General features: G+C 50.6%; 31 protein-coding genes and 2 pseudogenes. 26 read left to right on the top strand and 7 right to left on the bottom strand.

The annotated features are described in order from the left end of the window. From hflC to HGD79_RS13095, 13 genes are all read left to right on the top strand, one after another. Positions 1 to 1005 (top strand): protease modulator HflC, encoded by a 1005-nt coding sequence (hflC, locus tag HGD79_RS13155; RefSeq protein ID WP_001232412.1) that lies wholly within the window; start codon positions 1 to 3, stop codon positions 1003 to 1005. 81 nt (positions 1006 to 1086) lie between these two features. Continuing rightward, a complete protein-coding gene (locus tag HGD79_RS13150; protein WP_001089295.1) occupies positions 1087 to 1284 on the top strand; it encodes a DUF2065 domain-containing protein in 198 nt (65 codons plus the stop codon). 103 nt (positions 1285 to 1387) lie between these two features. Next, a complete protein-coding gene (gene purA, locus HGD79_RS13145) occupies positions 1388 to 2686 on the top strand; it encodes an adenylosuccinate synthase (RefSeq protein ID WP_000527955.1) in 1299 nt (432 codons plus the stop codon). Between the two features lie 204 nt (positions 2687 to 2890). Beyond that, the gene (nsrR, locus tag HGD79_RS13140; RefSeq protein ID WP_001177644.1) at positions 2891 to 3316 is read left to right on the top strand and encodes a nitric oxide-sensing transcriptional repressor NsrR; all 426 of its coding nucleotides are present in this window, start codon (positions 2891 to 2893) and stop codon (positions 3314 to 3316) included. A gap of 38 nt (positions 3317 to 3354) precedes the next feature. Further along, positions 3355 to 5796, top strand: coding sequence for a ribonuclease R (gene rnr / locus HGD79_RS13135; RefSeq protein ID WP_000076316.1), 2442 nt, complete (start codon positions 3355 to 3357; stop codon positions 5794 to 5796). 179 nt (positions 5797 to 5975) lie between these two features. After that, on the top strand, positions 5976 to 6707 hold the full coding sequence (gene rlmB / locus HGD79_RS13130) for a 23S rRNA (guanosine(2251)-2'-O)-methyltransferase RlmB (protein ID WP_001293282.1): 732 nt from the start codon (positions 5976 to 5978) through the stop codon (positions 6705 to 6707). A 126-nt stretch (positions 6708 to 6833) separates the two neighbouring features. Further along, positions 6834 to 7235: a DUF2170 family protein gene (locus HGD79_RS13125; RefSeq protein ID WP_000220137.1), complete on the top strand. Its 402-nt coding sequence runs from the start codon at positions 6834 to 6836 to the stop codon at positions 7233 to 7235. Between the two features lie 18 nt (positions 7236 to 7253). After that, positions 7254 to 7952 (top strand): PspA/IM30 family protein, encoded by a 699-nt coding sequence (locus HGD79_RS13120; protein WP_000511955.1) that lies wholly within the window; start codon positions 7254 to 7256, stop codon positions 7950 to 7952. Between the two features lie 50 nt (positions 7953 to 8002). Beyond that, positions 8003 to 8662, top strand: coding sequence for a YjfK family protein (locus HGD79_RS13115; RefSeq protein ID WP_000012553.1), 660 nt, complete (start codon positions 8003 to 8005; stop codon positions 8660 to 8662). A gap of 17 nt (positions 8663 to 8679) precedes the next feature. Beyond that, the gene (locus HGD79_RS13110; protein WP_000547755.1) at positions 8680 to 9078 is read left to right on the top strand and encodes a DUF350 domain-containing protein; all 399 of its coding nucleotides are present in this window, start codon (positions 8680 to 8682) and stop codon (positions 9076 to 9078) included. Positions 9079 to 9087: 9 nt separating this feature from the next. Then, complete coding sequence (locus HGD79_RS13105; RefSeq protein WP_000101649.1) at positions 9088 to 9726, top strand: DUF1190 domain-containing protein; 639 nt, start codon at positions 9088 to 9090, stop codon at positions 9724 to 9726. Positions 9727 to 9728: 2 nt separating this feature from the next. Then, entirely contained in the window at positions 9729 to 10892 is a 1164-nt protein-coding gene (locus tag HGD79_RS13100) for a glutathionylspermidine synthase family protein (protein ID WP_000943992.1), read from the top strand. Between the two features lie 83 nt (positions 10893 to 10975). Continuing rightward, positions 10976 to 12601 (top strand): isovaleryl-CoA dehydrogenase, encoded by a 1626-nt coding sequence (locus tag HGD79_RS13095; protein WP_096147610.1) that lies wholly within the window; start codon positions 10976 to 10978, stop codon positions 12599 to 12601. A gap of 116 nt (positions 12602 to 12717) precedes the next feature. On the opposite strand, the gene yjfN is transcribed toward HGD79_RS13095, so the two are convergent. Continuing rightward, positions 12718 to 12993, bottom strand: a complete 276-nt coding sequence (gene yjfN, locus HGD79_RS13090) for a DUF1471 family protease activator YjfN (RefSeq protein ID WP_000811566.1) — start codon at positions 12991 to 12993, stop codon at positions 12718 to 12720. A gap of 148 nt (positions 12994 to 13141) precedes the next feature. Continuing rightward, positions 13142 to 13471 (bottom strand): biofilm peroxide resistance protein BsmA, encoded by a 330-nt coding sequence (gene bsmA, locus HGD79_RS13085; protein ID WP_000254633.1) that lies wholly within the window; start codon positions 13469 to 13471, stop codon positions 13142 to 13144. A 181-nt stretch (positions 13472 to 13652) separates the two neighbouring features. Here bsmA and yjfP point away from each other — a divergent pair, with 181 nt between their 5' ends. Beyond that, positions 13653 to 14402: an esterase gene (yjfP, locus tag HGD79_RS13080; RefSeq protein ID WP_168848418.1), complete on the top strand. Its 750-nt coding sequence runs from the start codon at positions 13653 to 13655 to the stop codon at positions 14400 to 14402. Here yjfP and ulaR read toward each other — a convergent pair. Together ulaR and ulaG are read right to left on the bottom strand one after the other, a co-directional pair. Further along, complete coding sequence (ulaR, locus tag HGD79_RS13075; RefSeq protein WP_000133631.1) at positions 14399 to 15154, bottom strand: HTH-type transcriptional regulator UlaR; 756 nt, start codon at positions 15152 to 15154, stop codon at positions 14399 to 14401. The genes yjfP and ulaR overlap by 4 nt on opposite strands. Before the next feature lie 107 nt (positions 15155 to 15261). Continuing rightward, on the bottom strand, positions 15262 to 16326 hold the full coding sequence (ulaG, locus tag HGD79_RS13070; protein WP_168848417.1) for an L-ascorbate 6-phosphate lactonase: 1065 nt from the start codon (positions 16324 to 16326) through the stop codon (positions 15262 to 15264). Between the two features lie 354 nt (positions 16327 to 16680). Between ulaG and ulaA the strand changes: the two genes are divergently transcribed. From ulaA to HGD79_RS13035, 7 genes are all read left to right on the top strand, one after another. Next, on the top strand, positions 16681 to 18078 hold the full coding sequence (ulaA, locus tag HGD79_RS13065) for a PTS ascorbate transporter subunit IIC (protein ID WP_001300695.1): 1398 nt from the start codon (positions 16681 to 16683) through the stop codon (positions 18076 to 18078). A 15-nt stretch (positions 18079 to 18093) separates the two neighbouring features. Beyond that, on the top strand, positions 18094 to 18399 hold the full coding sequence (gene ulaB / locus HGD79_RS13060) for a PTS ascorbate transporter subunit IIB (RefSeq protein WP_000218360.1): 306 nt from the start codon (positions 18094 to 18096) through the stop codon (positions 18397 to 18399). 9 nt (positions 18400 to 18408) lie between these two features. Continuing rightward, the gene (ulaC, locus tag HGD79_RS13055) at positions 18409 to 18873 is read left to right on the top strand and encodes a PTS ascorbate transporter subunit IIA (RefSeq protein WP_000776505.1); all 465 of its coding nucleotides are present in this window, start codon (positions 18409 to 18411) and stop codon (positions 18871 to 18873) included. 13 nt (positions 18874 to 18886) lie between these two features. Next, positions 18887 to 19537, top strand: a complete 651-nt coding sequence (gene ulaD / locus HGD79_RS13050) for a 3-keto-L-gulonate-6-phosphate decarboxylase UlaD (RefSeq protein WP_000056760.1) — start codon at positions 18887 to 18889, stop codon at positions 19535 to 19537. 9 nt (positions 19538 to 19546) lie between these two features. After that, positions 19547 to 20401, top strand: coding sequence for an L-ribulose-5-phosphate 3-epimerase UlaE (ulaE, locus tag HGD79_RS13045; RefSeq protein WP_000949539.1), 855 nt, complete (start codon positions 19547 to 19549; stop codon positions 20399 to 20401). Continuing rightward, positions 20401 to 21087 (top strand): L-ribulose-5-phosphate 4-epimerase UlaF, encoded by a 687-nt coding sequence (ulaF, locus tag HGD79_RS13040; protein WP_001170812.1) that lies wholly within the window; start codon positions 20401 to 20403, stop codon positions 21085 to 21087. The genes ulaE and ulaF overlap by 1 nt, the downstream gene beginning before the upstream one ends. A gap of 96 nt (positions 21088 to 21183) precedes the next feature. After that, positions 21184 to 21735 carry a DUF1440 domain-containing protein gene (locus HGD79_RS13035; RefSeq protein WP_000996726.1) on the top strand — a complete coding sequence of 184 codons (552 nt, stop codon included), beginning with the start codon at positions 21184 to 21186 and terminating at the stop codon, positions 21733 to 21735. Between the two features lie 74 nt (positions 21736 to 21809). Here the strand turns inward: HGD79_RS13035 and yjfY are convergent, their stop codons facing one another. Next, entirely contained in the window at positions 21810 to 22085 is a 276-nt protein-coding gene (gene yjfY, locus HGD79_RS13030; protein WP_000492914.1) for a DUF1471 family protein YjfY, read from the bottom strand. A gap of 326 nt (positions 22086 to 22411) precedes the next feature. On the opposite strand from yjfY, the gene rpsF reads away from it, so the two are divergent. From rpsF to rplI, 4 genes are read left to right on the top strand one after another with little or no spacing between them, the layout of a single operon-like run. After that, a complete protein-coding gene (rpsF, locus tag HGD79_RS13025) occupies positions 22412 to 22807 on the top strand; it encodes a 30S ribosomal protein S6 (RefSeq protein WP_001216676.1) in 396 nt (131 codons plus the stop codon). Between the two features lie 6 nt (positions 22808 to 22813). Continuing rightward, on the top strand, positions 22814 to 23128 hold the full coding sequence (priB, locus tag HGD79_RS13020) for a primosomal replication protein N (RefSeq protein ID WP_001296681.1): 315 nt from the start codon (positions 22814 to 22816) through the stop codon (positions 23126 to 23128). A 4-nt stretch (positions 23129 to 23132) separates the two neighbouring features. Beyond that, entirely contained in the window at positions 23133 to 23360 is a 228-nt protein-coding gene (rpsR, locus tag HGD79_RS13015; RefSeq protein WP_000135199.1) for a 30S ribosomal protein S18, read from the top strand. Between the two features lie 41 nt (positions 23361 to 23401). Further along, positions 23402 to 23851 carry a 50S ribosomal protein L9 gene (gene rplI / locus HGD79_RS13010; protein WP_001196062.1) on the top strand — a complete coding sequence of 150 codons (450 nt, stop codon included), beginning with the start codon at positions 23402 to 23404 and terminating at the stop codon, positions 23849 to 23851. Positions 23852 to 23921: 70 nt separating this feature from the next. On the opposite strand, the gene HGD79_RS13005 is transcribed toward rplI, so the two are convergent. Then, positions 23922 to 24716 carry a DUF2686 family protein gene (locus tag HGD79_RS13005; RefSeq protein ID WP_001350063.1) on the bottom strand — a complete coding sequence of 265 codons (795 nt, stop codon included), beginning with the start codon at positions 24714 to 24716 and terminating at the stop codon, positions 23922 to 23924. Positions 24717 to 24987: 271 nt separating this feature from the next. On the opposite strand from HGD79_RS13005, the pseudogene HGD79_RS13000 reads away from it, so the two are divergent. After that, positions 24988 to 25281, top strand: a pseudogene (locus HGD79_RS13000) (TetR/AcrR family transcriptional regulator); the annotation flags it as partial. A 63-nt stretch (positions 25282 to 25344) separates the two neighbouring features. Here the strand turns inward: HGD79_RS13000 and tnpA are convergent. Next, positions 25345 to 25770, bottom strand: a pseudogene (gene tnpA, locus HGD79_RS12995) (IS200/IS605 family transposase); the annotation flags it as partial. Positions 25771 to 25776: the final 6 nt, after the last annotated feature.

Below are 25776 nucleotides of genomic sequence, written 5' to 3'. Positions count from 1 at the left end.
ATGCGTAAGTCAGTTATCGCGATTATCATCATCGTGCTGGTAGTGCTTTACATGTCTGTCTTTGTCGTCAAAGAAGGTGAGCGCGGTATTACGCTGCGTTTTGGTAAGGTACTGCGTGACGATGACAACAAACCTTTGGTTTATGAGCCTGGTCTGCATTTCAAGATACCGTTCATTGAAACGGTGAAAATGCTCGACGCACGTATTCAGACCATGGACAACCAGGCCGACCGCTTTGTGACCAAAGAGAAGAAAGACCTGATCGTCGATTCTTACATCAAATGGCGCATCAGCGATTTCAGCCGTTACTACCTGGCAACGGGTGGTGGCGACATTTCGCAAGCGGAAGTGCTGTTGAAACGTAAGTTCTCTGACCGTCTGCGTTCTGAAATTGGTCGCCTGGACGTGAAAGACATCGTCACCGATTCCCGTGGTCGTCTGACCCTCGAAGTACGTGACGCGCTGAACTCCGGTTCTGCGGGTACAGAAGATGAAGTTACTACCCCGGCAGCGGATAACGCCATTGCCGAAGCGGCAGAGCGCGTAACGGCTGAGACGAAGGGCAAAGTTCCGGTCATCAACCCGAACAGTATGGCGGCGCTGGGTATTGAGGTTGTCGATGTGCGAATTAAGCAGATCAACCTGCCGACAGAAGTGTCTGAAGCGATCTACAACCGTATGCGCGCCGAGCGTGAAGCGGTAGCGCGTCGTCACCGTTCACAAGGTCAGGAAGAAGCGGAAAAACTGCGCGCGACTGCCGACTATGAAGTGACCAGAACGCTGGCAGAAGCTGAGCGTCAGGGCCGCATCATGCGTGGTGAAGGCGATGCCGAAGCAGCCAAACTGTTTGCTGATGCATTCAGTAAAGATCCGGACTTCTACGCATTCATCCGTAGCCTGCGTGCTTATGAGAACAGCTTCTCTGGCAATCAGGACGTGATGGTCATGAGCCCGGATAGCGATTTCTTCCGCTACATGAAGACGCCGACTTCCGCAACGCGTTAATATAACGACTGCGGTACAGGTCATTAAAGCCACCGCATCCTCAGGGATGTCGGTGGTTTTCTTTTTCTATAAGGATAATGAATGAATTCGACAATCTGGCTGGCGCTTGCCCTGGTTTTGGTACTAGAGGGTTTAGGGCCGATGCTTTACCCGAAGGCATGGAAGAAGATGATCTCTGCGATGACCAATTTGCCCGATAATATTTTACGTCGTTTTGGCGGTGGACTTGTGGTTGCGGGCGTTGTGGTCTACTACATGTTGAGGAAAACGATTGGCTGAACAAAAAACAGACTGATCGAGGTCATTTTTGAGTGCAAAAAGTGCTGTAACTCTGAAAAAGCGATGGTAGAATCCATTTTTAAGCAAACGGTGATTTTGAAAAATGGGTAACAACGTCGTCGTACTGGGCACCCAATGGGGTGACGAAGGTAAAGGTAAGATCGTCGATCTTCTGACTGAACGGGCTAAATATGTTGTACGCTACCAGGGCGGTCACAACGCAGGCCATACTCTCGTAATCAACGGTGAAAAAACCGTTCTCCATCTTATTCCATCAGGTATTCTCCGCGAGAATGTAACCAGCATCATCGGTAACGGTGTTGTGCTGTCTCCGGCCGCGCTGATGAAAGAGATGAAAGAACTGGAAGACCGTGGCATCCCCGTTCGTGAGCGTCTGCTGCTGTCTGAAGCATGTCCGCTGATCCTTGATTATCACGTTGCGCTGGATAACGCGCGTGAGAAAGCGCGTGGCGCGAAAGCGATCGGCACCACCGGTCGTGGTATCGGGCCTGCTTATGAAGATAAAGTAGCACGTCGCGGTCTGCGTGTTGGCGACCTTTTCGACAAAGAAACCTTCGCTGAAAAACTGAAAGAAGTGATGGAATATCACAACTTCCAGTTGGTTAACTACTACAAAGCTGAAGCGGTTGATTACCAGAAAGTTCTGGATGATACGATGGCTGTTGCCGACATCCTGACTTCTATGGTGGTTGACGTTTCTGACCTGCTCGACCAGGCGCGTCAGCGTGGCGATTTCGTCATGTTTGAAGGTGCGCAGGGTACGCTGCTGGATATCGACCACGGTACTTATCCGTACGTAACTTCTTCCAACACCACTGCTGGTGGCGTGGCGACCGGTTCCGGCCTGGGCCCGCGTTATGTTGATTACGTTCTGGGTATCCTCAAAGCTTACTCAACTCGTGTAGGTGCAGGTCCTTTCCCGACCGAACTGTTTGATGAAACTGGCGAGTTCCTCTGCAAGCAGGGTAACGAATTCGGCGCAACTACGGGTCGTCGTCGTCGTACCGGCTGGCTGGACACCGTTGCCGTTCGTCGTGCGGTACAGCTGAACTCCCTGTCTGGCTTCTGCCTGACTAAACTGGACGTTCTGGATGGCCTGAAAGAGGTTAAACTCTGCGTGGCTTACCGTATGCCGGATGGTCGCGAAGTGACTACCACTCCGCTGGCAGCTGACGACTGGAAAGGTGTAGAGCCGATTTACGAAACCATGCCGGGCTGGTCTGAATCCACCTTCGGCGTGAAAGATCGTAGCGGTCTGCCGCAGGCGGCGCTGAACTACATCAAGCGTATTGAAGAGCTGACTGGTGTGCCGATCGATATCATCTCTACCGGTCCGGATCGTACTGAAACCATGATTCTGCGCGATCCGTTCGACGCGTAATTCTGGTACGCCTGGCAGATATTTTGCCTGCCGGGCTAACAGTGTGATACATTGCTGTGTCGGTTAAGCCATTACGCTATCCGACACAGTGTTAAATCCTCGCTTTTTTCCTTCCCCGAACTGAAATAAATTAGCGACACAGCTTGTGGCTGGTTTATCATCAATATAAATGTATTTTTTCCCGATTTCCCTTTTGAGGTTGATGTGCAGTTAACGAGTTTCACTGATTACGGATTACGTGCGCTGATCTACATGGCGTCATTGCCAGAAGGGCGGATGACCAGTATTTCTGAAGTGACTGACGTCTACGGCGTCTCCCGTAATCATATGGTCAAAATAATCAATCAACTTAGTCGTGCCGGCTACGTGACTGCTGTTCGTGGAAAAAATGGCGGCATTCGCCTGGGTAAATCGGCGAGTGCGATACGTATTGGTGATGTGGTGCGCGAGCTGGAGCCCTTATCGCTGGTGAATTGCAGCAGTGAGTTTTGCCACATTACACCTGCCTGTCGGTTGAAACAGGCGCTTTCTAAGGCCGTGCAAAGTTTTCTTACGGAACTGGATAACTACACGCTTGCCGATTTGGTTGAAGAGAATCAACCGCTTTATAAATTATTGCTGGTGGAGTGACGAAAATCTTCATCAGAGATGACAACGGAGGAACCGAGATGTCACAAGATCCTTTCCAGGAACGCGAAGCTGAAAAATACGCGAATCCCATCCCTAGTCGGGAATTTATCCTCGAACATTTAACCAAACGTGAAAAACCGGCCAGCCGTGATGAGCTGGCGGTAGAACTGCACATTGAAGGCGAAGAGCAGCTTGAAGGCCTGCGTCGCCGCCTGCGCGCGATGGAGCGCGATGGTCAACTGGTCTTCACTCGTCGTCAGTGCTATGCGCTGCCGGAACGCCTCGACCTGGTGAAAGGTACCGTTATTGGCCACCGTGATGGCTACGGCTTTCTGCGGGTTGAAGGGCGTAAAGATGATTTGTATCTCTCCAGCGAGCAGATGAAAACCTGCATTCATGGCGATCAGGTGCTGGCGCAGCCGCTGGGCGCTGACCGTAAAGGTCGTCGTGAAGCGCGTATTGTCCGCGTACTGGTGCCAAAAACCAGCCAGATTGTTGGTCGCTACTTTACTGAAGCGGGCGTCGGCTTTGTGGTTCCTGACGATAGCCGTCTGAGCTTCGATATCTTAATCCCGCCCGATCAGATCATGGGCGCGCGGATGGGCTTTGTGGTCGTAGTCGAACTGACTCAGCGTCCGACTCGCCGCACCAAAGCGGTGGGTAAAATCGTCGAAGTGCTGGGCGACAATATGGGCACCGGCATGGCGGTTGATATCGCTCTGCGTACCCATGAAATTCCGTACATCTGGCCGCAGGCTGTTGAGCAACAGGTTGCCGGGCTGAAAGAAGAAGTGCCGGAAGAAGCAAAAGCGGGCCGTGTCGATTTGCGCGATTTACCGCTGGTCACCATTGATGGCGAAGACGCCCGTGACTTTGACGATGCAGTTTACTGCGAGAAAAAACGCGGCGGCGGCTGGCGTTTATGGGTCGCGATTGCCGACGTCAGCTACTATGTGCGTCCGCCAACGCCGCTGGACAGAGAAGCGCGTAACCGTGGTACGTCGGTGTACTTCCCTTCGCAGGTTATCCCGATGCTGCCGGAAGTGCTCTCTAACGGCCTGTGCTCGCTCAACCCGCAGGTAGACCGCCTGTGTATGGTGTGCGAGATGACGGTTTCGTCGAAAGGCCGCCTGACGGGCTACAAATTCTACGAAGCGGTGATGAGCTCTCACGCGCGTCTGACCTACACCAAAGTCTGGCATATTCTGCAGGGCGATCAGGATCTGCGCGAGCAGTACGCCCCGCTGGTTAAGCATCTCGAAGAGTTGCATAACCTCTATAAAGTGCTGGATAAAGCCCGTGAAGAACGCGGTGGGATCTCATTTGAGAGCGAAGAAGCGAAGTTCATTTTCAACGCTGAACGCCGTATTGAACGTATCGAACAGACCCAGCGTAACGACGCGCACAAATTAATTGAAGAGTGCATGATTCTGGCGAATATCTCGGCGGCGCGTTTCGTTGAGAAAGCGAAAGAACCGGCACTGTTCCGTATTCACGACAAGCCGAGCACCGAAGCGATTACCTCTTTCCGTTCAGTGCTGGCGGAGCTGGGGCTGGAGCTGCCGGGTGGTAACAAGCCGGAACCGCGTGACTACGCGGAACTGCTGGAGTCGGTTGCCGACCGTCCTGATGCAGAAATGCTGCAAACCATGCTGCTACGCTCGATGAAACAGGCGATTTACGATCCAGAAAACCGTGGTCACTTCGGTCTGGCATTGCAGTCCTATGCGCACTTTACTTCGCCGATTCGTCGTTATCCTGACCTGACGCTGCACCGCGCCATTAAATATCTGCTGGCGAAAGAGCAGGGGCATCAGGGCAACACCACTGAAACCGGCGGCTACCATTATTCGATGGAAGAGATGTTGCAACTGGGTCAGCACTGTTCGATGGCGGAACGTCGTGCCGACGAAGCAACGCGCGATGTCGCTGACTGGCTGAAGTGTGACTTCATGCTCGACCAGGTAGGTAACGTCTTTAAAGGCGTAATTTCCAGCGTCACTGGCTTTGGCTTCTTCGTCCGTCTGGACGACTTGTTCATTGATGGTCTGGTCCATGTCTCTTCGCTGGACAATGACTACTATCGCTTTGACCAGGTAGGGCAACGCCTGATGGGGGAATCCAGCGGCCAGACTTATCGCCTGGGCGATCGCGTGGAAGTTCGCGTCGAAGCGGTTAATATGGACGAGCGCAAAATCGACTTTAGTCTGATCTCCAGTGAACGCGCACCGCGCAACGTCGGTAAAACGGCGCGCGAGAAAGCGAAAAAAGGCGATGCAGGCAAAAAAGGCGGCAAGCGTCGTCAGGTCGGTAAAAAGGTAAACTTTGAGCCAGACAGCGCCTTCCGCGGTGAGAAAAAAACGAAGCCGAAAGCGGCGAAGAAAGACGCGAGAAAAGCGAAAAAACCATCGGCGAAAACGCAGAAAATAGCCGCAGCGACCAAAGCGAAGCGTGCGGCGAAGAAAAAAGTGGCAGAGTGATCAATACCCTCTTTAAAAGAAGAGGGTTAGATTGCTGACAAAATGCGCTTTGTTCATGCCGGATGCGGCGTGAACGCCTTATCCGGCCTACATAATCACGCAAATTCAATATATTGCAGAGATCATGTAGGCCGGATAAACGTAGTGCATCAGGCAAAACGTAAACAACGAGTACATTAATGAGCGAAATGATTTACGGCATCCACGCAGTGCAGGCCCTGCTGGAGCGCGCCCCTGAACGTTTTCAGGAAGTCTTTATTTTAAAAGGCCGTGAAGATAAACGTCTGTTACCGCTGATTCACGCCCTTGAGTCTCAGGGCGTGGTTATCCAGTTGGCAAACCGCCAATATCTCGACGAGAAAAGCGACGGTGCCGTGCATCAGGGCATTATCGCCCGCGTGAAGCCAGGACGTCAGTATCAGGAAAATGATCTGCCGGATCTGATCGCTTCGCTCGATCAACCGTTCCTGCTGATCCTCGACGGTGTAACCGATCCGCACAACCTCGGCGCGTGCCTGCGTAGCGCGGACGCTGCTGGCGTTCACGCGGTGATTGTGCCGAAAGATCGCTCCGCACAGCTCAACGCTACGGCGAAAAAAGTAGCCTGCGGCGCGGCAGAAAGCGTTCCACTGATTCGGGTGACTAACCTTGCGCGCACCATGCGTATGTTGCAGGAAGAGAATATCTGGATCGTCGGTACGGCAGGCGAGGCGGATCATACACTCTATCAGAGCAAAATGACCGGACGCCTGGCGCTGGTGATGGGCGCGGAAGGTGAAGGTATGCGTCGCCTGACCCGTGAACATTGCGATGAGTTGATCAGCATCCCAATGGCAGGAAGTGTTTCTTCCCTGAACGTTTCGGTTGCAACCGGAATTTGCTTATTTGAAGCGGTTCGTCAGCGCAGCTAGTTCGTCTGAATTATGAAAAGCCATCCAGATTTGGATGGTTTTTTTTTGTCTATAGCTGGTAAGATAATTACGTACTGCAAATATTCATTTTATTAATATTTAAACTAAATCTATATGGAATAATATATGACATGGAATCCGTTGGCGCTGGCGACGGCGCTGCAAACTGTACCTGAACAAAATATTGATGTGACAAATAGCGAGAGCGCATTAATTATTAAAATGAATGATTATGGCGATTTGCAAATCAATATTCTTTTTACTTCCCGCCAAATGATTATCGAAACCTTTATTTGTCCGGTAAGTAGTATCAGCAATCCAGATGAATTTAATACCTTCTTATTAAGAAATCAGAAGATGATGCCGTTGTCATCGGTAGGAATCTCCAGCGTGCAACAGGAAGAGTATTACATTGTTTTCGGGGCGTTATCGCTTAAATCTTCTCTTGAAGATATCCTGCTTGAGATAACCTCGCTGGTAGATAACGCATTGGATCTGGCTGAAATTACAGAAGAATATTCACACTAATTACAAGGACGGGTATTTATGGGAATTTTAAAAAGTTTATTTACGCTGGGGAAATCGTTTATCTCCCAGGCGGAAGAATCCATTGAAGAAACCCAGGGCGTGCGCATGCTGGAACAGCATATTCGTGACGCTAAAGCTGAACTCGATAAAGCCGGAAAATCTCGCGTTGATCTGCTGGCGCGGGTGAAATTAAGTCACGATAAGCTGAAAGATTTACGTGAGCGCAAAGCCAGTCTGGAAGCCCGTGCGCTGGAAGCGTTAAGCAAGAACGTTAATCCGTCGTTGATTAACGAAGTTGCTGAAGAAATCGCGCGCCTTGAGAATCTCATTACCGCTGAAGAGCAAGTGTTGTCGAATCTGGAAGTCTCCCGTGATGGCGTGGAAAAAGCAGTTACAGCGACAGCGCAGCGTATCGCTCAGTTTGAGCAGCAAATGGAAGTCGTTAAAGCCACTGAAGCCATGCAGCGTGCACAACAGGCTGTAACAACCTCTACCGTTGGCGCATCTTCCAGCGTTTCGACAGCGGCAGAATCCTTAAAACGCCTGCAAACGCGTCAGGCCGAACGTCAGGCTCGCCTGGATGCTGCTGCACAGTTGGAAAAAGTCGCAGACGGTCGCGATCTTGATGAAAAGCTGGCGGAAGCCGGAATTGGCGGTAGCAATAAAAGTAGCGCCCAGGATGTATTAGCAAGACTGCAACGCCAACAGGGCGAGTAATTTTTTTGCCAGCCTCGCTAAAAGGCTGGCAACTATTTTAAGGATAAAATATGTCTGGTTTTTTCCAGCGTCTGTTTGGCAAGGATAATAAGCCTGCTATCGCTCGCGGTCCGCTGGGACTTCATCTCAATAGTGGCTTTACGCTCGACACGTTAGCGTTTCGTTTGCTGGAAGATGAATTGCTGATTGCGCTGCCGGGTGAGGAATTTACGGTAGCCGCTGTCAGCCACATCGATCTGGGCGGCGGTAGTCAGATTTTCCGCTACTACACTTCAGGCGATGAATTTCTGCAAATCAATACCACCGGCGGCGAAGATATTGATGACATTGATGATATCAAGCTCTTTGTCTATGAAGAGAGCTACGGTATCAGTAAAGAGAGTCACTGGCGCGAGGCGATCAACGCCAAAGTGATGGGGGCAATGATCTTAAACTGGCAGGAAAAACGCTGGCAGCGATTTTTTAACAGCGAAGAACCGGGAAATATCGAACCCGTCTACATGCTGGAAAAAGTAGAAAATCAAAACCATGCCAAATGGGAGGTCCATAATTTTACCATGGGCTACCAACGCCAAGTAACCGAAGATACTTACGAATATTTGCTGTTAAATGGTGAGGAATCTTTTAACGATCTCGGCGAGCCAGAGTGGTTATTTTCGCGCGCGTTGGGTGTCGATATCCCGCTGACATCACTTCATATTATTGGTTAATTACAAGGACGTTTACAATGCATATACTGGATTCACTTCTTGCCTTTAGTGCCTATTTTTTTATTGGCGTGGCTATGGTGATTATTTTTCTGTTTATCTACTCCAAAATTACACCGCACAACGAATGGCAATTAATCAAAAACAATAATACCGCGGCGTCACTGGCATTCAGCGGTACATTGTTCGGTTACGTGATCCCCTTATCCAGTGCGGCAATCAATGCGGTGAGTATTCCAGACTATTTCGCCTGGGGCGGGATTGCACTGGTGATTCAGTTACTCGTTTTTGCTGGTGTCAGACTTTATATGCCCGCATTAAGCGAAAAAATTATTAATCACAATACCGCAGCAGGAATGTTTATGGGAACCGCCGCACTGGCTGGTGGTATTTTTAACGCAGCTTGTATGACATGGTAATGGACGATCATGGCCAGAAAACGCAAATCAAGAAATAACAGTAAAATTGGTCACGGAGCGATCAGTCGCATTGGAAGACCGCATAATCCTTTTGAGCCGCGCCGCAATCGCTACGCACAAAAATACTTAACGTTGGTGCTAATGGGCGGTGCCGTTTTTTTAATAGTCAAAGGATGGAGTGAAAGTGGCGATGTCGATAACGACGGCGACGGAACGTTTTATTCGACAGTGCAGGATTGTATTGATGACGGTAATAATGCCGACATTTGCGCGCGTGGCTGGAACAACGCCAAAGCGGCATTTTATGCCGATGTTCCGAAGAATATGACTCAGCAGAACTGTCAGTCTAAGTACGAAAATTGCTACTACGACAATGTTGAACAGAGTTGGATCCCGGTCGTTTCTGGATTTTTGTTAAGCCGAGTTATTCGTAAAGATCGCGATGAGCCGTTCGTCTATAACAGCGGCGGATCCTCATTTGCTTCCCGCCCCGTCTGGCGCAACACTTCCGGTGATTACTCCTGGCGCTCCGGTTCTGGCAAAAAAGAGTCTTACTCTTCAGGCGGCTTTACCACCAAAAAAGCGTCAACCGTTTCGCGCGGCGGCTATGGTCGTTCTTCCAGCGCCCGTGGGCATTGGGGAGGCTAATCATGCTGAGACACAACGTTCCTGTGCGACGGGATCTGGACCAGATCGCCGCTAACAACGGTTTCGACTTTCATATCATCGACAATGAAATCTATTGGGACGAGAGTCGGGCTTACCGTTTTACTCTGCGCCAGATTGAAGAGCAGATCGAAAAACCGACTGCGGAACTGCATCAGATGTGCCTTGAGGTGGTGGATCGCGCGGTTAAAGACGAAGAGATCCTGACGCAACTGGCGATCCCGCCGTTGTACTGGGATGTGATCGCCGAAAGCTGGCGCGCACGCGATCCTTCGCTGTATGGCCGGATGGATTTTGCCTGGTGTGGCAATGCGCCGGTGAAGCTGCTGGAGTACAACGCCGATACGCCGACCTCGTTGTATGAGTCGGCTTATTTCCAGTGGCTGTGGCTGGAGGATGCCCGGCGCAGCGGCATTATTCCGCGTGATGCCGATCAGTACAATGCCATTCAGGAACGCCTGATTTCGCGCTTTAGTGAGCTTTACAGTCGGGAACCGTTTTATTTTTGCTGCTGTCAGGACACCGATGAAGACAGGACTACCGTGCTGTACTTGCAGGACTGCGCCCAGCAGGCAGGGCAGGAGTCGCGGTTTATCTACATTGAAGATCTCGGTTTGGGCGTCGGCGGCGTACTGACCGATCTTGATGATAATGTCATCCAGCGTGCATTTAAGCTGTATCCGCTGGAGTGGATGATGCGTGACGATAACGGTCCGCTGCTGCGCAAGCGTCGCGAGCAATGGGTGGAGCCGTTATGGAAAAGTATCTTGAGTAATAAAGGGCTAATGCCGCTGCTTTGGCGCTTCTTCCCTGGTCATCCTAACCTTCTTGCATCCTGGTTTGAGGGTGAAAAATCGCAGATTGCCGCTGGCGAAAGCTATGTGCGTAAACCGATCTACTCGCGCGAAGGCGGAAACGTCACCATTTTCGACGGTCAGAATAACGTCGTTGACCACGCTGATGGTGATTACGCCGATGAACCGATGATCTACCAGGCGTTTCAACCTCTGCCGCGATTTGGCGATAGCTACACACTCATCGGTAGCTGGATTGTCGATGATGAAGCGTGCGGAATGGGGATCCGTGAAGATAACACGCTGATCACCAAAGACACCTCTCGTTTCGTTCCGCATTACATTGCTGGCTAAGAATGTTTTAGCAATCTCTTTCTGTCAGGAATCCATGGCAGTGACCATACTAATGGTGACTGCCATTGATGGAGGGAGACACAGTGCACTGGCAAACTCACACCGTTTTTAATCAACCTATACCATTAAATAACAGCAACTTATACCTGTCTGATGGCGCGCTCTGCGAAGCGGTAACGCGTGAAGGTGCTGGCTGGGATAGCGATTTTCTAGCCAGTATTGGTCAGCAGTTAGGAACGGCTGAATCCCTTGAACTGGGGCGGCTGGCGAATGTGAATCCGCCTGAATTATTGCGCTACGATGCGCAAGGACGCCGTCTGGACGATGTGCGTTTTCACCCCGCCTGGCACCTGCTGATGCAGGCGCTATGTACCAATCGGGTGCACAATCTTGCCTGGGAAGAAGACGCTCGCTCCGGCGCATTTGTGGCGCGCGCGGCGCGTTTTATGTTACATGCGCAGGTTGAGGCAGGGTCGTTATGTCCGATAACCATGACCTTTGCCGCCACGCCATTGTTGTTACAGATGTTACCCGCGCCGTTTCAGGACTGGACCACGCCGCTATTGAGCGATCGCTACGATTCTCACTTATTGCCAGGTGGGCAAAAACGCGGTTTGTTGATTGGCATGGGAATGACGGAAAAGCAGGGCGGTTCCGATGTTATGAGCAACACCACCCGTGCAGAGCGTCTGGAAGATGGCTCTTATCGGCTGGTGGGGCATAAATGGTTTTTCTCGGTTCCGCAAAGCGATGCGCATCTGGTGCTGGCGCAGACCGCGGGTGGTCTGTCCTGCTTTTTTGTGCCGCGCTTTTTGCCTGACGGGCAACGCAACGCGATTCGCCTCGAGCGGCTGAAAGATAAGCTGGGTAATCGCTCTAACGCCAGTTGCGAAGTGGAGTTTCAGGATGCCATTGGCTGGTTGTTGGGGCAGGAAGGGGAAGGAATTCGTCTGATCCTGAAAATGGGTGGGATGACGCGTTTTGATTGCGCCCTGGGTAGCCATGCCATGATGCGCCGTGCGTTCTCGCTGGCGATTTATCATGCGCATCAACGCCATGTTTTTGGTAATCCATTGATCCAACAGCCCCTTATGCGTCATGTCTTAAGTCGCATGGCACTTCAGCTTGAAGGGCAAACGGCGTTGCTGTTTCGTCTTGCGCGAGCGTGGGACCGGCGCGCCGATGCCAAAGAAGCTCTGTGGGCGCGTTTATTTACGCCTGCGGCAAAATTTGTGATCTGCAAACGAGGTATGCCGTTTGTGGCCGAAGCGATGGAGGTGCTGGGCGGCATTGGTTATTGCGAGGAGAGCGAGCTGCCGCGGCTTTACCGGGAGATGCCGGTAAACAGCATTTGGGAAGGTTCCGGCAATATTATGTGCCTGGATGTGTTGCGCGTTCTCAATAAGCAAGCGGGCGTATACGACTTATTGTCGGAAGCATTTGTGGAAGTGAAAGGGCAGGATCGCTATTTTGATCGCGCGGTTCGTCGTTTACAGCAGCAGCTGCGCAAGCCAGCTGAAGAACTGGGGCGAGAGATTACTCATCAGCTATTCCTGCTGGGCTGCGGTGCGCAAATGTTGAAATATGCCTCTCCGCCAATGGCGCAGGCGTGGTGTCAGGTGATGTTAGATACGCGCGGCGGCATACGGCTGTCAGAGCAGATCCAGAATGATTTATTGCTGCGGGCGACGGGGGGAGTGTGTGTGTAAGCGTATACGACTGATGCGACGCTGGTTTCGATTAACTCAATGAAATATGCGAAAATTGTAGGCCGGACAAGGCGCTCGCGCCGCATCCGGCATTGTTCATTTGCTGTAGATAACACTCATGCATACAGTATCGCCTGTACGCGCCAGTTATCAGGCTGCTGGTCTTCGTACATGGTAATAATGCGGTACCATGACGCACCTTGTTCATCGGCCTTTAACGCCACGATACGTTCCACGTCCTGCGGATCCCCTGAAATATTGCTAACTGAGATCTGACCTATTTCATTCAGGCCCGTCACGCAGTCAGCACTGGCGAATTCTGCAGACTGTGCCGTGGCGCTCGCAGGATAAGTCACTAATTGCAGCGAGGGTGAGGCAAGTAATTGTTTCATCGTCAGCTCCATTTTTCGTTTCCCCACATGTTGCAGGGCATTCCATCGCGGTAATAAACGCCCAGGCTTCCAGCCGGTAATTTATTGTGCACAGGTAAACGCATAGGGACGCAAAGCAATGTAAAGCTGACTATGTAAGTTGTCTGATTTATTTACGGTACAAAATGGCTTGTGAATACCACTGTCCTGTCACGATGGTTTCGTCCACCATGACGACAACGTAATAATCAGCTTTTGCAGCGACAGCTTTCGCTTTGATTTCTGCTAATGCGTCATCCGGAGAACCCCGAACCATCGTGCTTACGCTACCTATTCGCTGTAACCCTTGCGTCTGGTCGCGGCGAATCTCTTGCGGATGGTCCGTTACTGGCGGTGCTGGCTGTGGCGTACCTTGCAGTGCGCTACAGGCACTTAACATCAACACCAATAATAAACTGGCAAACCGGTAAATAACGCTATTACGTTTCCTGCTAACCATAGTGTAGTGCCTTATTAATTTAACTTTGGGGGAATGTTCCCGAATTGTTACCTGGTACGCGATTTTCGAATGAAAACGTGACGAAAGCGTAACCCACATCTCAACATTATGAACTAATACCGCCAGCAGAAACTTGTGCTAAGGATTTCTTCATGTCATACCAGACAAAAAGGAGAGACAGATGATTGAAATAGAATCACGCGAGCTGACAGATATTCCCGTTCTTCATGCTTATCCTGTCGGGCAAAAAGATACCCCGTTACCGTGCGTAATTTTTTATCACGGCTTTACTTCATCCAGTCTGGTGTATAGCTATTTTGCCGTTGCGCTGGCGCAGGCTGGTTTGCGGGTGATCATGCCGGATGCGCCCGATCACGGTAGCCGTTTTAGTGGTGACGCAGCGCGGCGGTTAAATCAATTCTGGCAAATCTTGCTACAAAGTATGCAGGAATTCACTACTTTACGTGCGGCAATAGCCGAAGAAAACTGGCTGCTTGATGACCGTCTGGCAGTCGGTGGCGCGTCGATGGGCGCGATGACGGCACTGGGAATTACCGCTCGCCACCCCACGGTGAAATGTACCGCCAGCATGATGGGATCGGGCTATTTTACATCGCTCGCCCGTTCACTGTTTCCACCGCTGATACCTGAAACGGCAGCACAGCAGAATGAATTCAATAACATTGTCGCGCCGCTGGCAGAGTGGGAAGCGACAAACCACCTGGAACAACTTGGTGACAGACCTCTACTGCTGTGGCATGGCCTCGACGATGACGTTGTGCCTGCCGATGAATCACTACGTTTGCAGCAGGCCTTAAGCGAGACGGGACGGGATAAACTGCTAACCTGTTCATGGCAGCCAGGCGTGCGTCACCGCATTACGCCTGAGGCGTTAGATGCTGCCGTGACATTTTTCCGCCAGCATCTTTAAACTCGCAGAATGCTGACCCCTTGCGCTTCCAGTTGTTGCAGGATTTCCGGGTTAGCATTTTTGCCGGTGATAAGCATATCGATTTGATCGGCACGGCTAAAAAGCATTCCCGCGCGTTCGCCAATCTTACTGCTATCAACCAGTACCACCAGTTTCCCTACCACGCTCAGCATCTTCTGCTCTGCCATTGCCGTCAGCATATCGGTTTTATACAACCCTTCTGCGGTCAGTCCTTTGCCGCTGGTAAACATCCAGTGCCCGGCATAGAGACTGTTTTCGCTGCCCTGCGGGCTTAAAGTGATGGACTGACTTTTGTTGTACTGTCCGCCCATAATGATCACGCTGTCATGTTCTTGATCGATCAGGTAATTTGCCAGCGGTAGATAATTAGTGATGATTTGCACTGGCTTGCCACACATTTCCCGCCCAAGCAGAAACGCGGTGGAGCCGCAGTTGATGACTACGCTTTCGCCCGGATTAACCAGCTGCGAGGCCGCTTTAGCAATACGTACTTTTTCATCGTGATTCTGCGCCTGATGCAGATTCATCGGCGTCCAGCGCGGGCGCTGCTGGGTAATAGCTTCTGCGCCATTGCGCACTTTTTTCAGTTTGCCGCTTTCGTCAAGTTTATTGATATCGCGTCGCGCAGTGGCAGGCGAAATTCCCAGACGCTCAACGACTTTCTCAACGGTCACAAAGCCCAATTGTGCGAGCATTTCCAGGAGGATTTGATGTCTTTGTGCTTCAGTCATGAGCTATTCCGATAAAATTTGATTTTTTTAGATGATATTTGAAATAGCCAGGAAATACTACGCCGGATAGCGCGAACTTCTCCACGCTATCCGGTATAAACGACAGATTACAGGAATGACTTGAACGGCAGATCCGGTTCAATAGTGAAGCAATCATCGAAACCGCGCGGATAGTGGTACTCGAAGTTGTCTTTATCCAGCGGCCAGGTAAATTTGCCGCCAACCTGCCAGATAAACGGCTTGAAGCCATACTTCAGACGATCTTTTTTCATCTCCCACAGCACGCGGATCTCTTGCGGATCGGCCTGGAAGTTTGACCAGATGTCGTGGTGGAACGGGATAACCACTTTCGCATTCAGGGCTTCACCCATACGCAGCATATCGGCGCTGGTCATTTTGTCGGTAATACCGCGCGGGTTCTCACCATACGATCCTAACGCCACATCGATCTGATGTTCGTTACCGTGCTTCGCATAATAGTTAGAGTAGTGGGAGTCGCCGCTGTGATACAGGGAGCCGCCAGGCGTTTTGAACAGATAGTTCACCGCGCGATCGTCCATGCCGTCCGGCAGTACGCCAGCCGCTTTTTGATCGGCAGGCAGGGTGATCAGTGCAGTACGGTCGAAAGCGTCAAGCGCATGAATTTCAATGTCTTTCACTTTTACAACATCGCCCGGTTTGACCACGATGCAACGCTCTTTCGGTACGCCCCAGCCAATCCACAAATCAACGCAGGTTTTCGGTCCAATGAATGGTACGTCATCAGCACAGTTCTGCATCACGGCAGCAGCGACGTTAACGTCGATATGATCGTTGTGATCGTGAGTCGCCAGTACCGCGTCGATCTGGCGAATCGCAAACGGATCAAGAACAAACGGGGTGGTGCGTAGGTTTGGCTGCAGTTTTTTCACGCCAGCCATGCGCTGCATCTGGTGACCCTGTTTCATTAACGGGTTACCGTGATTTTGTTTGCCAGTGCCGCACCAGAAATCAACGCAAACGTTGGTGCCACCTTCTGATTTCAACCAGATCCCGGTGCAGCCTAGCCACCACATCGCAAATGTGCCAGGGGCGACCTGCTCTTGTTCAATTTCTTCATTCAGCCAGCTACCCCACTCCGGGAAAGTGCTCAGGATCCAGGATTCTCGGGTGATACTTTTCACTTTACTCATCGCCATTTACCTTCATGATAGTTCAATTCGAATCAATATGTGATTGGTTTTGATTAATCCTGACACTATTTTTTCAGGAAGGCAATGACCATTTTTTGACTTTTTGCCAGGGAAGTGGTTGTTGATTTTGAGTGTGGAAAGATTTAATGGAATGTGTAATTCAATTAACTAAATGAATTTAAATGAATAGTTGTTTCGTTGTGTGAATCCCATTCTATCCATGTGGAATTATTTGCGGGTCGCGTCACATTTAATCATAAATAATCTTGTTGTGATTACTTTTGAAAATTAGAGTGAGTGCACAACATTCCGGGTGTGTGGAATACCCGGTTACCTCTTCTTCAGGAGATCGTTATGGAGATCCTCTACAACATCTTTACCGTGTTTTTTAACCAGGTCATGACCAATGCCCCGTTGTTGCTGGGTATTGTGACCTGTCTGGGCTACATCCTACTGCGCAAAAGTGTCAGCGTTATTATTAAAGGCACGATTAAAACCATAATTGGTTTCATGTTGTTGCAGGCAGGGTCCGGCATCCTCACCAGCACCTTCAAACCGGTGGTGGCGAAAATGTCCGAAGTCTACGGCATTAACGGCGCAATTTCCGATACTTACGCGTCGATGATGGCAACCATCGACCGCATGGGTGATGCCTATAGCTGGGTAGGTTACGCGGTGTTGTTAGCGCTGGCGCTGAACATCTGTTACGTGCTGCTGCGTCGCATTACCGGTATTCGTACCATCATGCTGACTGGTCATATCATGTTCCAGCAGGCGGGGCTGATTGCCGTTACGTTGTTTATTTTCGGCTACTCCATGTGGACAACCATTATCTGCACGGCGATTCTGGTTTCGCTCTACTGGGGCATTACCTCCAACATGATGTACAAGCCGACTCAGGAAGTGACGGACGGCTGCGGTTTCTCCATCGGTCACCAGCAACAGTTTGCATCATGGATTGCCTATAAAGTTGCGCCGTTCCTCGGCAAAAAAGAGGAAAGCGTTGAAGACCTCAAACTGCCAGGCTGGCTGAATATTTTCCACGACAACATCGTCTCCACGGCGATTGTGATGACCATCTTCTTTGGTGCCATTCTGCTCTCCTTCGGTATCGACACCGTGCAGGCGATGGCAGGCAAAGTGAACTGGACGGTGTACATCCTGCAAACTGGTTTCTCCTTCGCGGTGGCGATCTTCATCATCACTCAGGGCGTGCGCATGTTTGTGGCGGAACTCTCTGAAGCATTTAACGGTATCTCCCAGCGCCTGATCCCTGGTGCGGTTCTGGCGATTGACTGTGCGGCTATCTATAGCTTCGCGCCGAACGCCGTGGTTTGGGGCTTTATGTGGGGCACCATCGGTCAGCTGATTGCGGTTGGCATCCTGGTCGCCTGCGGTTCCTCGATCCTGATTATTCCCGGCTTTATCCCGATGTTCTTCTCCAACGCCACCATCGGCGTGTTCGCTAACCACTTCGGCGGCTGGCGTGCGGCGCTGAAGATATGTCTGGTGATGGGGATGATTGAAATCTTTGGCTGCGTCTGGGCGGTGAAACTCACCGGTATGAGCGCCTGGATGGGCATGGCGGACTGGTCGATTCTGGCACCGCCGATGATGCAGGGCTTCTTCTCCATCGGTATCGCCTTTATGGCCGTCATCATTGTAATTGCACTGGCTTATATGTTCTTCGCTGGCCGCGCACTGCGCGCAGAAGAAGATGCAGAAAAACAACTGGCAGAACAGTCTGCTTAATAAGGAGTTTTGATTATGACCGTACGTATTCTGGCTGTGTGTGGCAACGGACAAGGCAGTTCCATGATCATGAAGATGAAAGTGGACCAGTTTTTAACCCAATCAAACATTGACCACACGGTAAATAGCTGCGCGGTTGGCGAATACAAAAGCGAGTTGAGCGGCGCGGATATCATCATCGCTTCTACGCACATTGCGGGCGAAATCACCGTGACCGGCAACAAATACGTGGTTGGCGTGCGCAACATGCTCTCTCCTGCCGACTTTGGCCCGAAACTGCTGGAAGTGATCAAAGCGCATTTCCCGCAGGATGTGAAGTAAGGACGCGCCATGAAATTACGTGATTCGCTGGCGGAGAATAAATCCATCCGCCTGCAGGCTGAAGCTGAGACATGGCAGGACGCAGTAAAAATCGGCGTTGACCTGCTGGTGGCGGCGGATGTTGTCGAGCCGCGTTACTACCAGGCGATTCTGGATGCGGTTGAACAGCACGGTCCGTACTTTGTGCTCGCACCAGGCCTGGCAATGCCGCACGGTCGCCCGGAAGAGGGCGTTAAGAAAACCGGTTTTGCGCTGGTGACGCTGAAAAAGCCGCTGGAGTTCAACCACGAAGATAACGACCCGGTGGATATCCTCATCACCATGGCGGCGGTCGATGCCAACACGCACCAGGAAGTGGGCATCATGCAGATCGTCAACCTGTTTGAAGATGAAGAAAATTTCGACCGTTTACGTGCCTGCCGTACCGAGCAGGAAGTACTGGATCTCATTGACCGCACCAACGCGGCAGCTTAAGAAGGAATTGAAGATGTCATTACCGATGTTGCAAGTCGCGCTGGACAACCAGACTATGGATAGCGCCTACGAAACCACTCGCCTGATTGCCGAAGAAGTCGACATTATCGAAGTGGGTACCATTCTGTGCGTGGGCGAAGGCGTGCGTGCGGTTCGTGACCTGAAAGCGCTCTACCCGCACAAAATCGTACTGGCAGACGCTAAAATTGCTGATGCGGGCAAAATCCTTTCGCGTATGTGCTTCGAAGCCAACGCTGACTGGGTGACGGTAATTTGCTGTGCGGATATCAACACCGCCAAAGGCGCGCTGGACGTAGCAAAAGAGTTTAACGGCGACGTGCAGATCGAATTGACCGGCTACTGGACCTGGGAACAGGCGCAGCAGTGGCGTGACGCAGGCATTCAGCAGGTGGTTTATCACCGCAGCCGTGACGCGCAGGCCGCAGGCGTAGCGTGGGGCGAAGCGGACATTACCGCGATCAAACGTCTTTCCGATATGGGCTTCAAAGTCACCGTCACCGGTGGCCTGGCGCTGGAAGATCTGCCGCTGTTCAAAGGTATTCCGATTCATGTGTTTATCGCCGGTCGCAGCATCCGTGATGCCGCTTCTCCGGTTGAAGCCGCGCGTCAGTTCAAACGTTCCATCGCCGAACTGTGGGGCTAAGGAGCGGATATGTTGTCCAAACAAATCCCGCTTGGCATCTATGAAAAAGCGCTCCCCGCCGGGGAGTGCTGGCTGGAACGCCTGCGACTGGCAAAAACGTTGGGCTTCGATTTTGTCGAGATGTCGGTAGATGAAACTGACGAGCGCCTGTCGCGCCTCGACTGGAGCCGCGAGCAGCGTCTGGCGCTGGTGAATGCGATTGTTGAAACCGGCGTGCGCGTGCCGTCCATGTGCCTTTCTGCTCATCGTCGTTTCCCGCTGGGCAGTGAAGATGACGCGGTGCGGGCGCAGGGGCTGGAGATTATGCGTAAAGCTATCCAGTTCGCCCAGGACGTCGGCATTCGTGTGATCCAGCTGGCGGGCTATGACGTTTACTATCAGGAAGCCAATAACGAAACGCGTCGTCGTTTCCGTGACGGCCTGAAAGAGAGCGTTGAGATGGCGAGCCGCGCGCAGGTGACGCTGGCGATGGAGATCATGGATTATCCGTTGATGAACTCCATCAGCAAGGCGCTGGGTTACGCGCACTATCTCAACAACCCGTGGTTCCAGCTCTACCCGGATATCGGCAACCTGTCGGCGTGGGACAACGATGTGCAGATGGAGTTGCAGGCCGGAATCGGGCATATCGTCGCGGTACATGTGAAAGACACCAAACCTGGCGTCTTCAAAAACGTGCCGTTTGGCGAAGGTGTAGTGGATTTCGAACGTTGTTTCGAAACGCTCAAACAGAGTGGCTATTGCGGGCCGTACCTGATTGAGATGTGGAGCGAAACGGCGGAAGACCCGGCGGCAGAAGTGGCGAAAGCGCGTGATTGGGTGAAAGCGCGCATGGCGAAAGCGGGCATGGTGGAGGCGGCATAATGCAAAAGCTAAAACAGCAGGTATTTGAAGCCAACATGGATCTGCCGCGCTATGGGCTGGTGACCTTTACCTGGGGCAACGTCAGCGCTATCGACCGCGAACGCGGGCTGGTGGTGATCAAGCCCAGCGGCGTCGCCTACGAAACCATGAAAGCAGACGATATGGTGGTGGTCGATATGAGCGGTAAGGTGGTGGAAGGGGAGTATCGCCCATCTTCCGACACCGCGACGCATCTTGAACTCTACCGTCGTTATCCGTCGCTTGGCGGCATTGTCCATACCCACTCCACTCATGCTACCGCATGGGCGCAGGCGGGGCTGGCGATCCCGGCGTTAGGCACCACGCACGCTGACTACTTCTTTGGTGACATCCCGTGTACGCGTGGATTAAGCGAAGAAGAGGTGCAGGGTGAGTATGAACTGAACACTGGCAAAGTGATTATCGAAACGCTGGGCAACGCCGAGCCGCTGCATACGCCGGGAATTGTGGTGTATCAGCACGGACCGTTCGCCTGGGGGAAAGATGCCCACGACGCGGTGCATAACGCGGTAGTGATGGAAGAAGTGGCGAAAATGGCGTGGATTGCGCGCAGTATTAATCCACAACTCAATCACATCGACAGCTTCCTCATGAATAAACACTTCATGCGTAAGCACGGTCCTAACGCCTATTACGGGCAGAAGTAAGCAGTGCGCCCCGGAATTATTACCTCCTGCGGGATGTAATTGGTCTGATTCCGGGGCCGCTTCAGTTAAAAAATCGTATAAACAACAGGTGTTTTTATGGCTATCAATGGATTGTTTGTCAGAACGGATCCGCAACGTCGCCGCTATGGCGTTGCGTTACTTGTGGGTGTACTTTCAGGAATTATTTCAGCATTTGTTAAATGGGGAGCGGAAGTCCCCTTGCCACCGCGCACATTTTCCGGTGGTCGCGATGAATTTAACCCGCCGTATATCTTTCTACGGGATTATTTAGGTATCGACCCAACCCAAACTGTGTATACATTCTCGGAACATATTATCAACCCGGTGATGGTGACGCATATCATCTTCTCACTGGTTTTTGCGATAGGGTATTGTATTGTCGCGGAAATTTTCCCGAAAGTGAAATTATGGCAGGGGATATTAGCAGGGCTTATTGTGACAGTGGCAGTCCACGGTATATTTTGCCCGGCGCTGAATTTAACGCCGCCGCTCACTCAATTGCCTTTTGACGAATATGCCTCTGAAATCCTGGGGCATATTTTCTGGTTCTGGATAATAGAAATTATGCGCCGCGACTTACGTAATCGCATTACTCATGAGCCAGATCCGGAAGTCGCAATCCGGTGAATAACCGTATAAAAAAGCCCCCTGCGAAGGGGGCAAAGCAAACTATGGCAATGTTTCGTTGGTTATACCTGGTGCTAGCGATAAATATCCGCGCTGGCGTGCATATTGCCGTTACTCCCCGGTTCCCGCATCAGAATTACGTGGTAGTACGTTGCGCCCTGCGCATCTGTCTCTTCATTTAATGCCTGACGTGCTTCGCTTTCAGTGGCGAAATTATGATTGATATAAATCACGCCTAAGCTTTGCACATCGTCCATATTTCTGGCCTGGTGGTTATTGATTTCAATGGCTGCCCATGTATTTGCACTTAGCAAAAGCACAGCCAGAAGGGCTAAAACTCGACTGAACATAGATACCTCCTCGACGGCTGACTTTGTGTGCTCTCCTCTGTGATGATCTTCTGATTTAATTTTAATCAATGATAAAGAAGTTGATGGTGACCATTTCTGATGCAGTTGTTCAAAAAAACACCATGATGAAGTGTGATGAACTCCAAATCAGCGGTTTAGAGGTTAATTGCGAAAGGGGAGATTTATTTCGGCTCTGCCCTTGAGTTTAGCGGGGCATACAAGTACTATAACGCGTCATTTTTCAGCCGACCTTTAACACGTTCCTTGCCTCCCCGGGATTCGGCTGACCCAGACAGGAGGCTGAATAATCCGTAAGGAGCAATTCGATGCGTCATTACGAAATCGTTTTTATGGTCCATCCTGACCAGAGCGAACAGGTTCCGGGCATGATCGAGCGCTACACTGCTGCCATCACTGGTGCAGAAGGCAAGATCCACCGTCTGGAAGACTGGGGCCGCCGTCAGCTGGCTTACCCGATCAACAAACTGCACAAAGCACACTACGTTCTGATGAACGTTGAAGCTCCGCAGGAAGTGATCGATGAGCTGGAAACTACCTTCCGCTTCAACGATGCCGTTATCCGCAGCATGGTTATGCGTACCAAGCACGCTGTTACCGAAGCATCTCCGATGGTTAAAGCGAAAGACGAGCGCCGTGAGCGTCGCGATGATTTCGCAAACGAAACCGCTGATGATGCTGAAGCTGGGGATTCTGAAGAGTAATTTCTGATGACCAACCGTCTGGTGTTGTCCGGCACCGTGTGCAGGACTCCCCTTCGAAAGGTCAGTCCATCAGGAATTCCTCACTGCCAGTTCGTGCTTGAGCATCGTTCTGTGCAGGAGGAAGCCGGCTTTCACCGGCAGGCATGGTGTCAAATGCCCGTTATTGTTAGCGGACACGAAAACCAGGCCATTACTCACAGTATAACGGTCGGCAGTCGCATAACCGTTCAGGGGTTCATTTCATGCCACAAGGCAAAGAACGGACTGAGCAAAATGGTTTTGCATGCCGAGCAGATTGAATTGATAGATTCTGGAGACTAGCCATATGGCACGTTATTTCCGTCGTCGCAAGTTCTGCCGTTTCACCGCGGAAGGCGTTCAAGAGATCGACTATAAAGATATCGCTACGCTGAAAAACTACATCACCGAAAGCGGTAAGATTGTCCCAAGCCGTATCACCGGTACCCGTGCAAAATACCAGCGTCAGCTGGCTCGCGCTATCAAACGCGCTCGCTACCTGTCCCTGCTGCCGTACACTGATCGCCATCAGTAATCGGTCACGGTCCATTAATACGACTTTGAGAGGATAAGGTAATGCAAGTTATTCTGCTTGATAAAGTAGCAAACCTGGGTAGCCTGGGTGATCAGGTAAACGTTAAAGCGGGCTATGCTCGTAACTTCCTGGTACCGCAGGGTAAAGCTGTTCCAGCTACCAAGAAAAACATTGAATTCTTCGAAGCACGTCGCGCTGAACTGGAAGCTAAACTGGCTGAAGTTCTGGCAGCTGCTAATGCTCGCGCTGAGAAAATCAATGCACTGGAAACTGTTACCATCGCGTCTAAAGCTGGCGACGAAGGTAAACTGTTCGGTTCCATCGGTACTCGCGACATCGCTGACGCTGTAACTGCAGCTGGCGTTGAAGTGGCTAAGAGCGAAGTTCGTCTGCCGAACGGCGTTCTGCGTACCACTGGTGAGCACGAAGTGAGCTTCCAGGTTCACAGCGAAGTATTCGCGAAAGTGATCGTAAACGTAGTAGCTGAATAATTCGTTATTCAACGAGACGTAAAAACGCCGACCATTGGTCGGCGTTTTGCTTTCTATTTTTCGTCAGGTATTAGTTTCGCAAGTAGATCCATTCACCATTCTCTTGTGTCCATAAGTCAGGATGGTTTGCTGGCGTTAGATGCATACGATCACTCCTTATGTCTCGGTCCTGCGGAACTCGCTCGAAACCTAAACCCGAGTAGATTGCTGCTGAATTTGATAAGGAACGTAGACCAATTTTCAAATCATGGGGTAAATCAGAATACGCGTTTAGCAATGCAGCAATGATGAATCCGAGGGCATTAGAAACGCCTGTAACAGTGCGAAGTTGGTCGATATAAAGATCGATTGTTGGTAGTTCAGATGACCAGCAATTAGGCATTTGGGCAGGAAGGGTTACAACGTATCCTATCGTTTGGCCGGTATAGTCTGGAGTACCATAACCAGGTCCCAAAACCACTTCGTGTATTGTGTATTTACTGTTGGGTTCGAAGGATTCGACATCTTGCAATAAATATTTCAGTTCTGCGGTTAACCTCGCACCCGCGTGAGCTTTATTGTATTTCTGGGCGTGAATATTATCTAATGTAGCTTCATGGTTCCATCCAAAAGAATTATCACCATTCATTGTTACTCCATCGTAAGCATTACACTTCGTTGCTAACTTATTGAATGCTTGCCAGTCAGAGAGATCTAGTTTGTGGATCTCAACAGTACGTCTGCCATCGCAATTATGATCTCTTCCACGATTTGGCAGTAATGTAGCACGTGCATATTGATGAAATTTTAATTTTACTGGTTTGTCGGTGGACGAAAAATGGGGTGAATATGCAGGAAATGAATAAATAGTCGTTGGTAATGTCATTGTAATGTTACCTGTTTAATGTTTTTATAAATATCGCAGCTGATGTTCACAGAAAAAGAATCGATATTAATAAAAATAAGTTTGTTTTCTGAAGTAGTGAAAATAGCGGATGGTGAAAGATATTAATATCAAAAATCGCTCATTATGGATATAACGATGCCCCCGGGGAGAAAATGACTTCCACGCCTTCCACCATACATTCTTGTTGTGCGGTATGTAATTATTCTACGCTGTTGGTATCGGTGCGTTTGTTAATCATCTGGTTAACCAGCCACAAAAAGCCATTGAGAAAATTATTGATTTTACATGGGATTATTATATTGCTAACCCTTGGTTTTTAAAAATTGTGCATAGTGAAAATCAAAGTAAAGGTGTGCATTATGCAAAATCACAGCGTCTCTTAGAAATTAACCATGCGCACTTGCAGTTAATGGAATCCTTATTGGATGAAGGGAAGAAATACAATATTTTTAAGCCAGGTATCGACCCATTGCAGGTGAATATTAATATTGCTGCGCTTGGGGGATATTATTTGATCAACCAGCATACGCTTGGCCTGGTTTATCTGGTGCGCCGTAAAACCCCGTCCTTCAGGGCGGGGATATAAGGCGCGGTTTTCCACCTGACCAGGTGTTTGCTGTTGTTCAATGTATTGGCGGATGACGGATATTGGCGCACCTCCGCAGCTATTGGCAAAATAGCCAGGACTCCACAAAACGCCTTTGTAGTAATACCTGACTGCAATATCTGGTCGATCTCGTCGCAGTAACCTACCCGATACGCCTTTGAGGCTGTTTACCAGACTGGATATCGCCAGTTTGGGAGGATAGTTAATTAACAAATGGACGTGATCTGGTTCGCCATCCATTTCAACCAGTTCAGCTTCAAAATCAGCACATACATTTGAAAAGTAAGTGCGTAGTTTTTCTGTCGCGTCATGGTCAAAAATCTGGCGTCGGTATTTGGTGACAAAGACCAGGTGAACATGCATCAGGAAAACACAATGCCTTCCACGCCGGATATCGGTTTCTTTTTTCACAGACCAAAATATAATTTGACC

Source organism: Escherichia sp. SCLE84, from assembly GCF_012584495.1.
Classification (GTDB): domain Bacteria; phylum Pseudomonadota; class Gammaproteobacteria; order Enterobacterales; family Enterobacteriaceae; genus ECMA0423.
The sequence above is the reverse complement of the archived record's forward strand: the minus strand, read 5'-3'. Positions and strand labels throughout refer to the sequence as shown.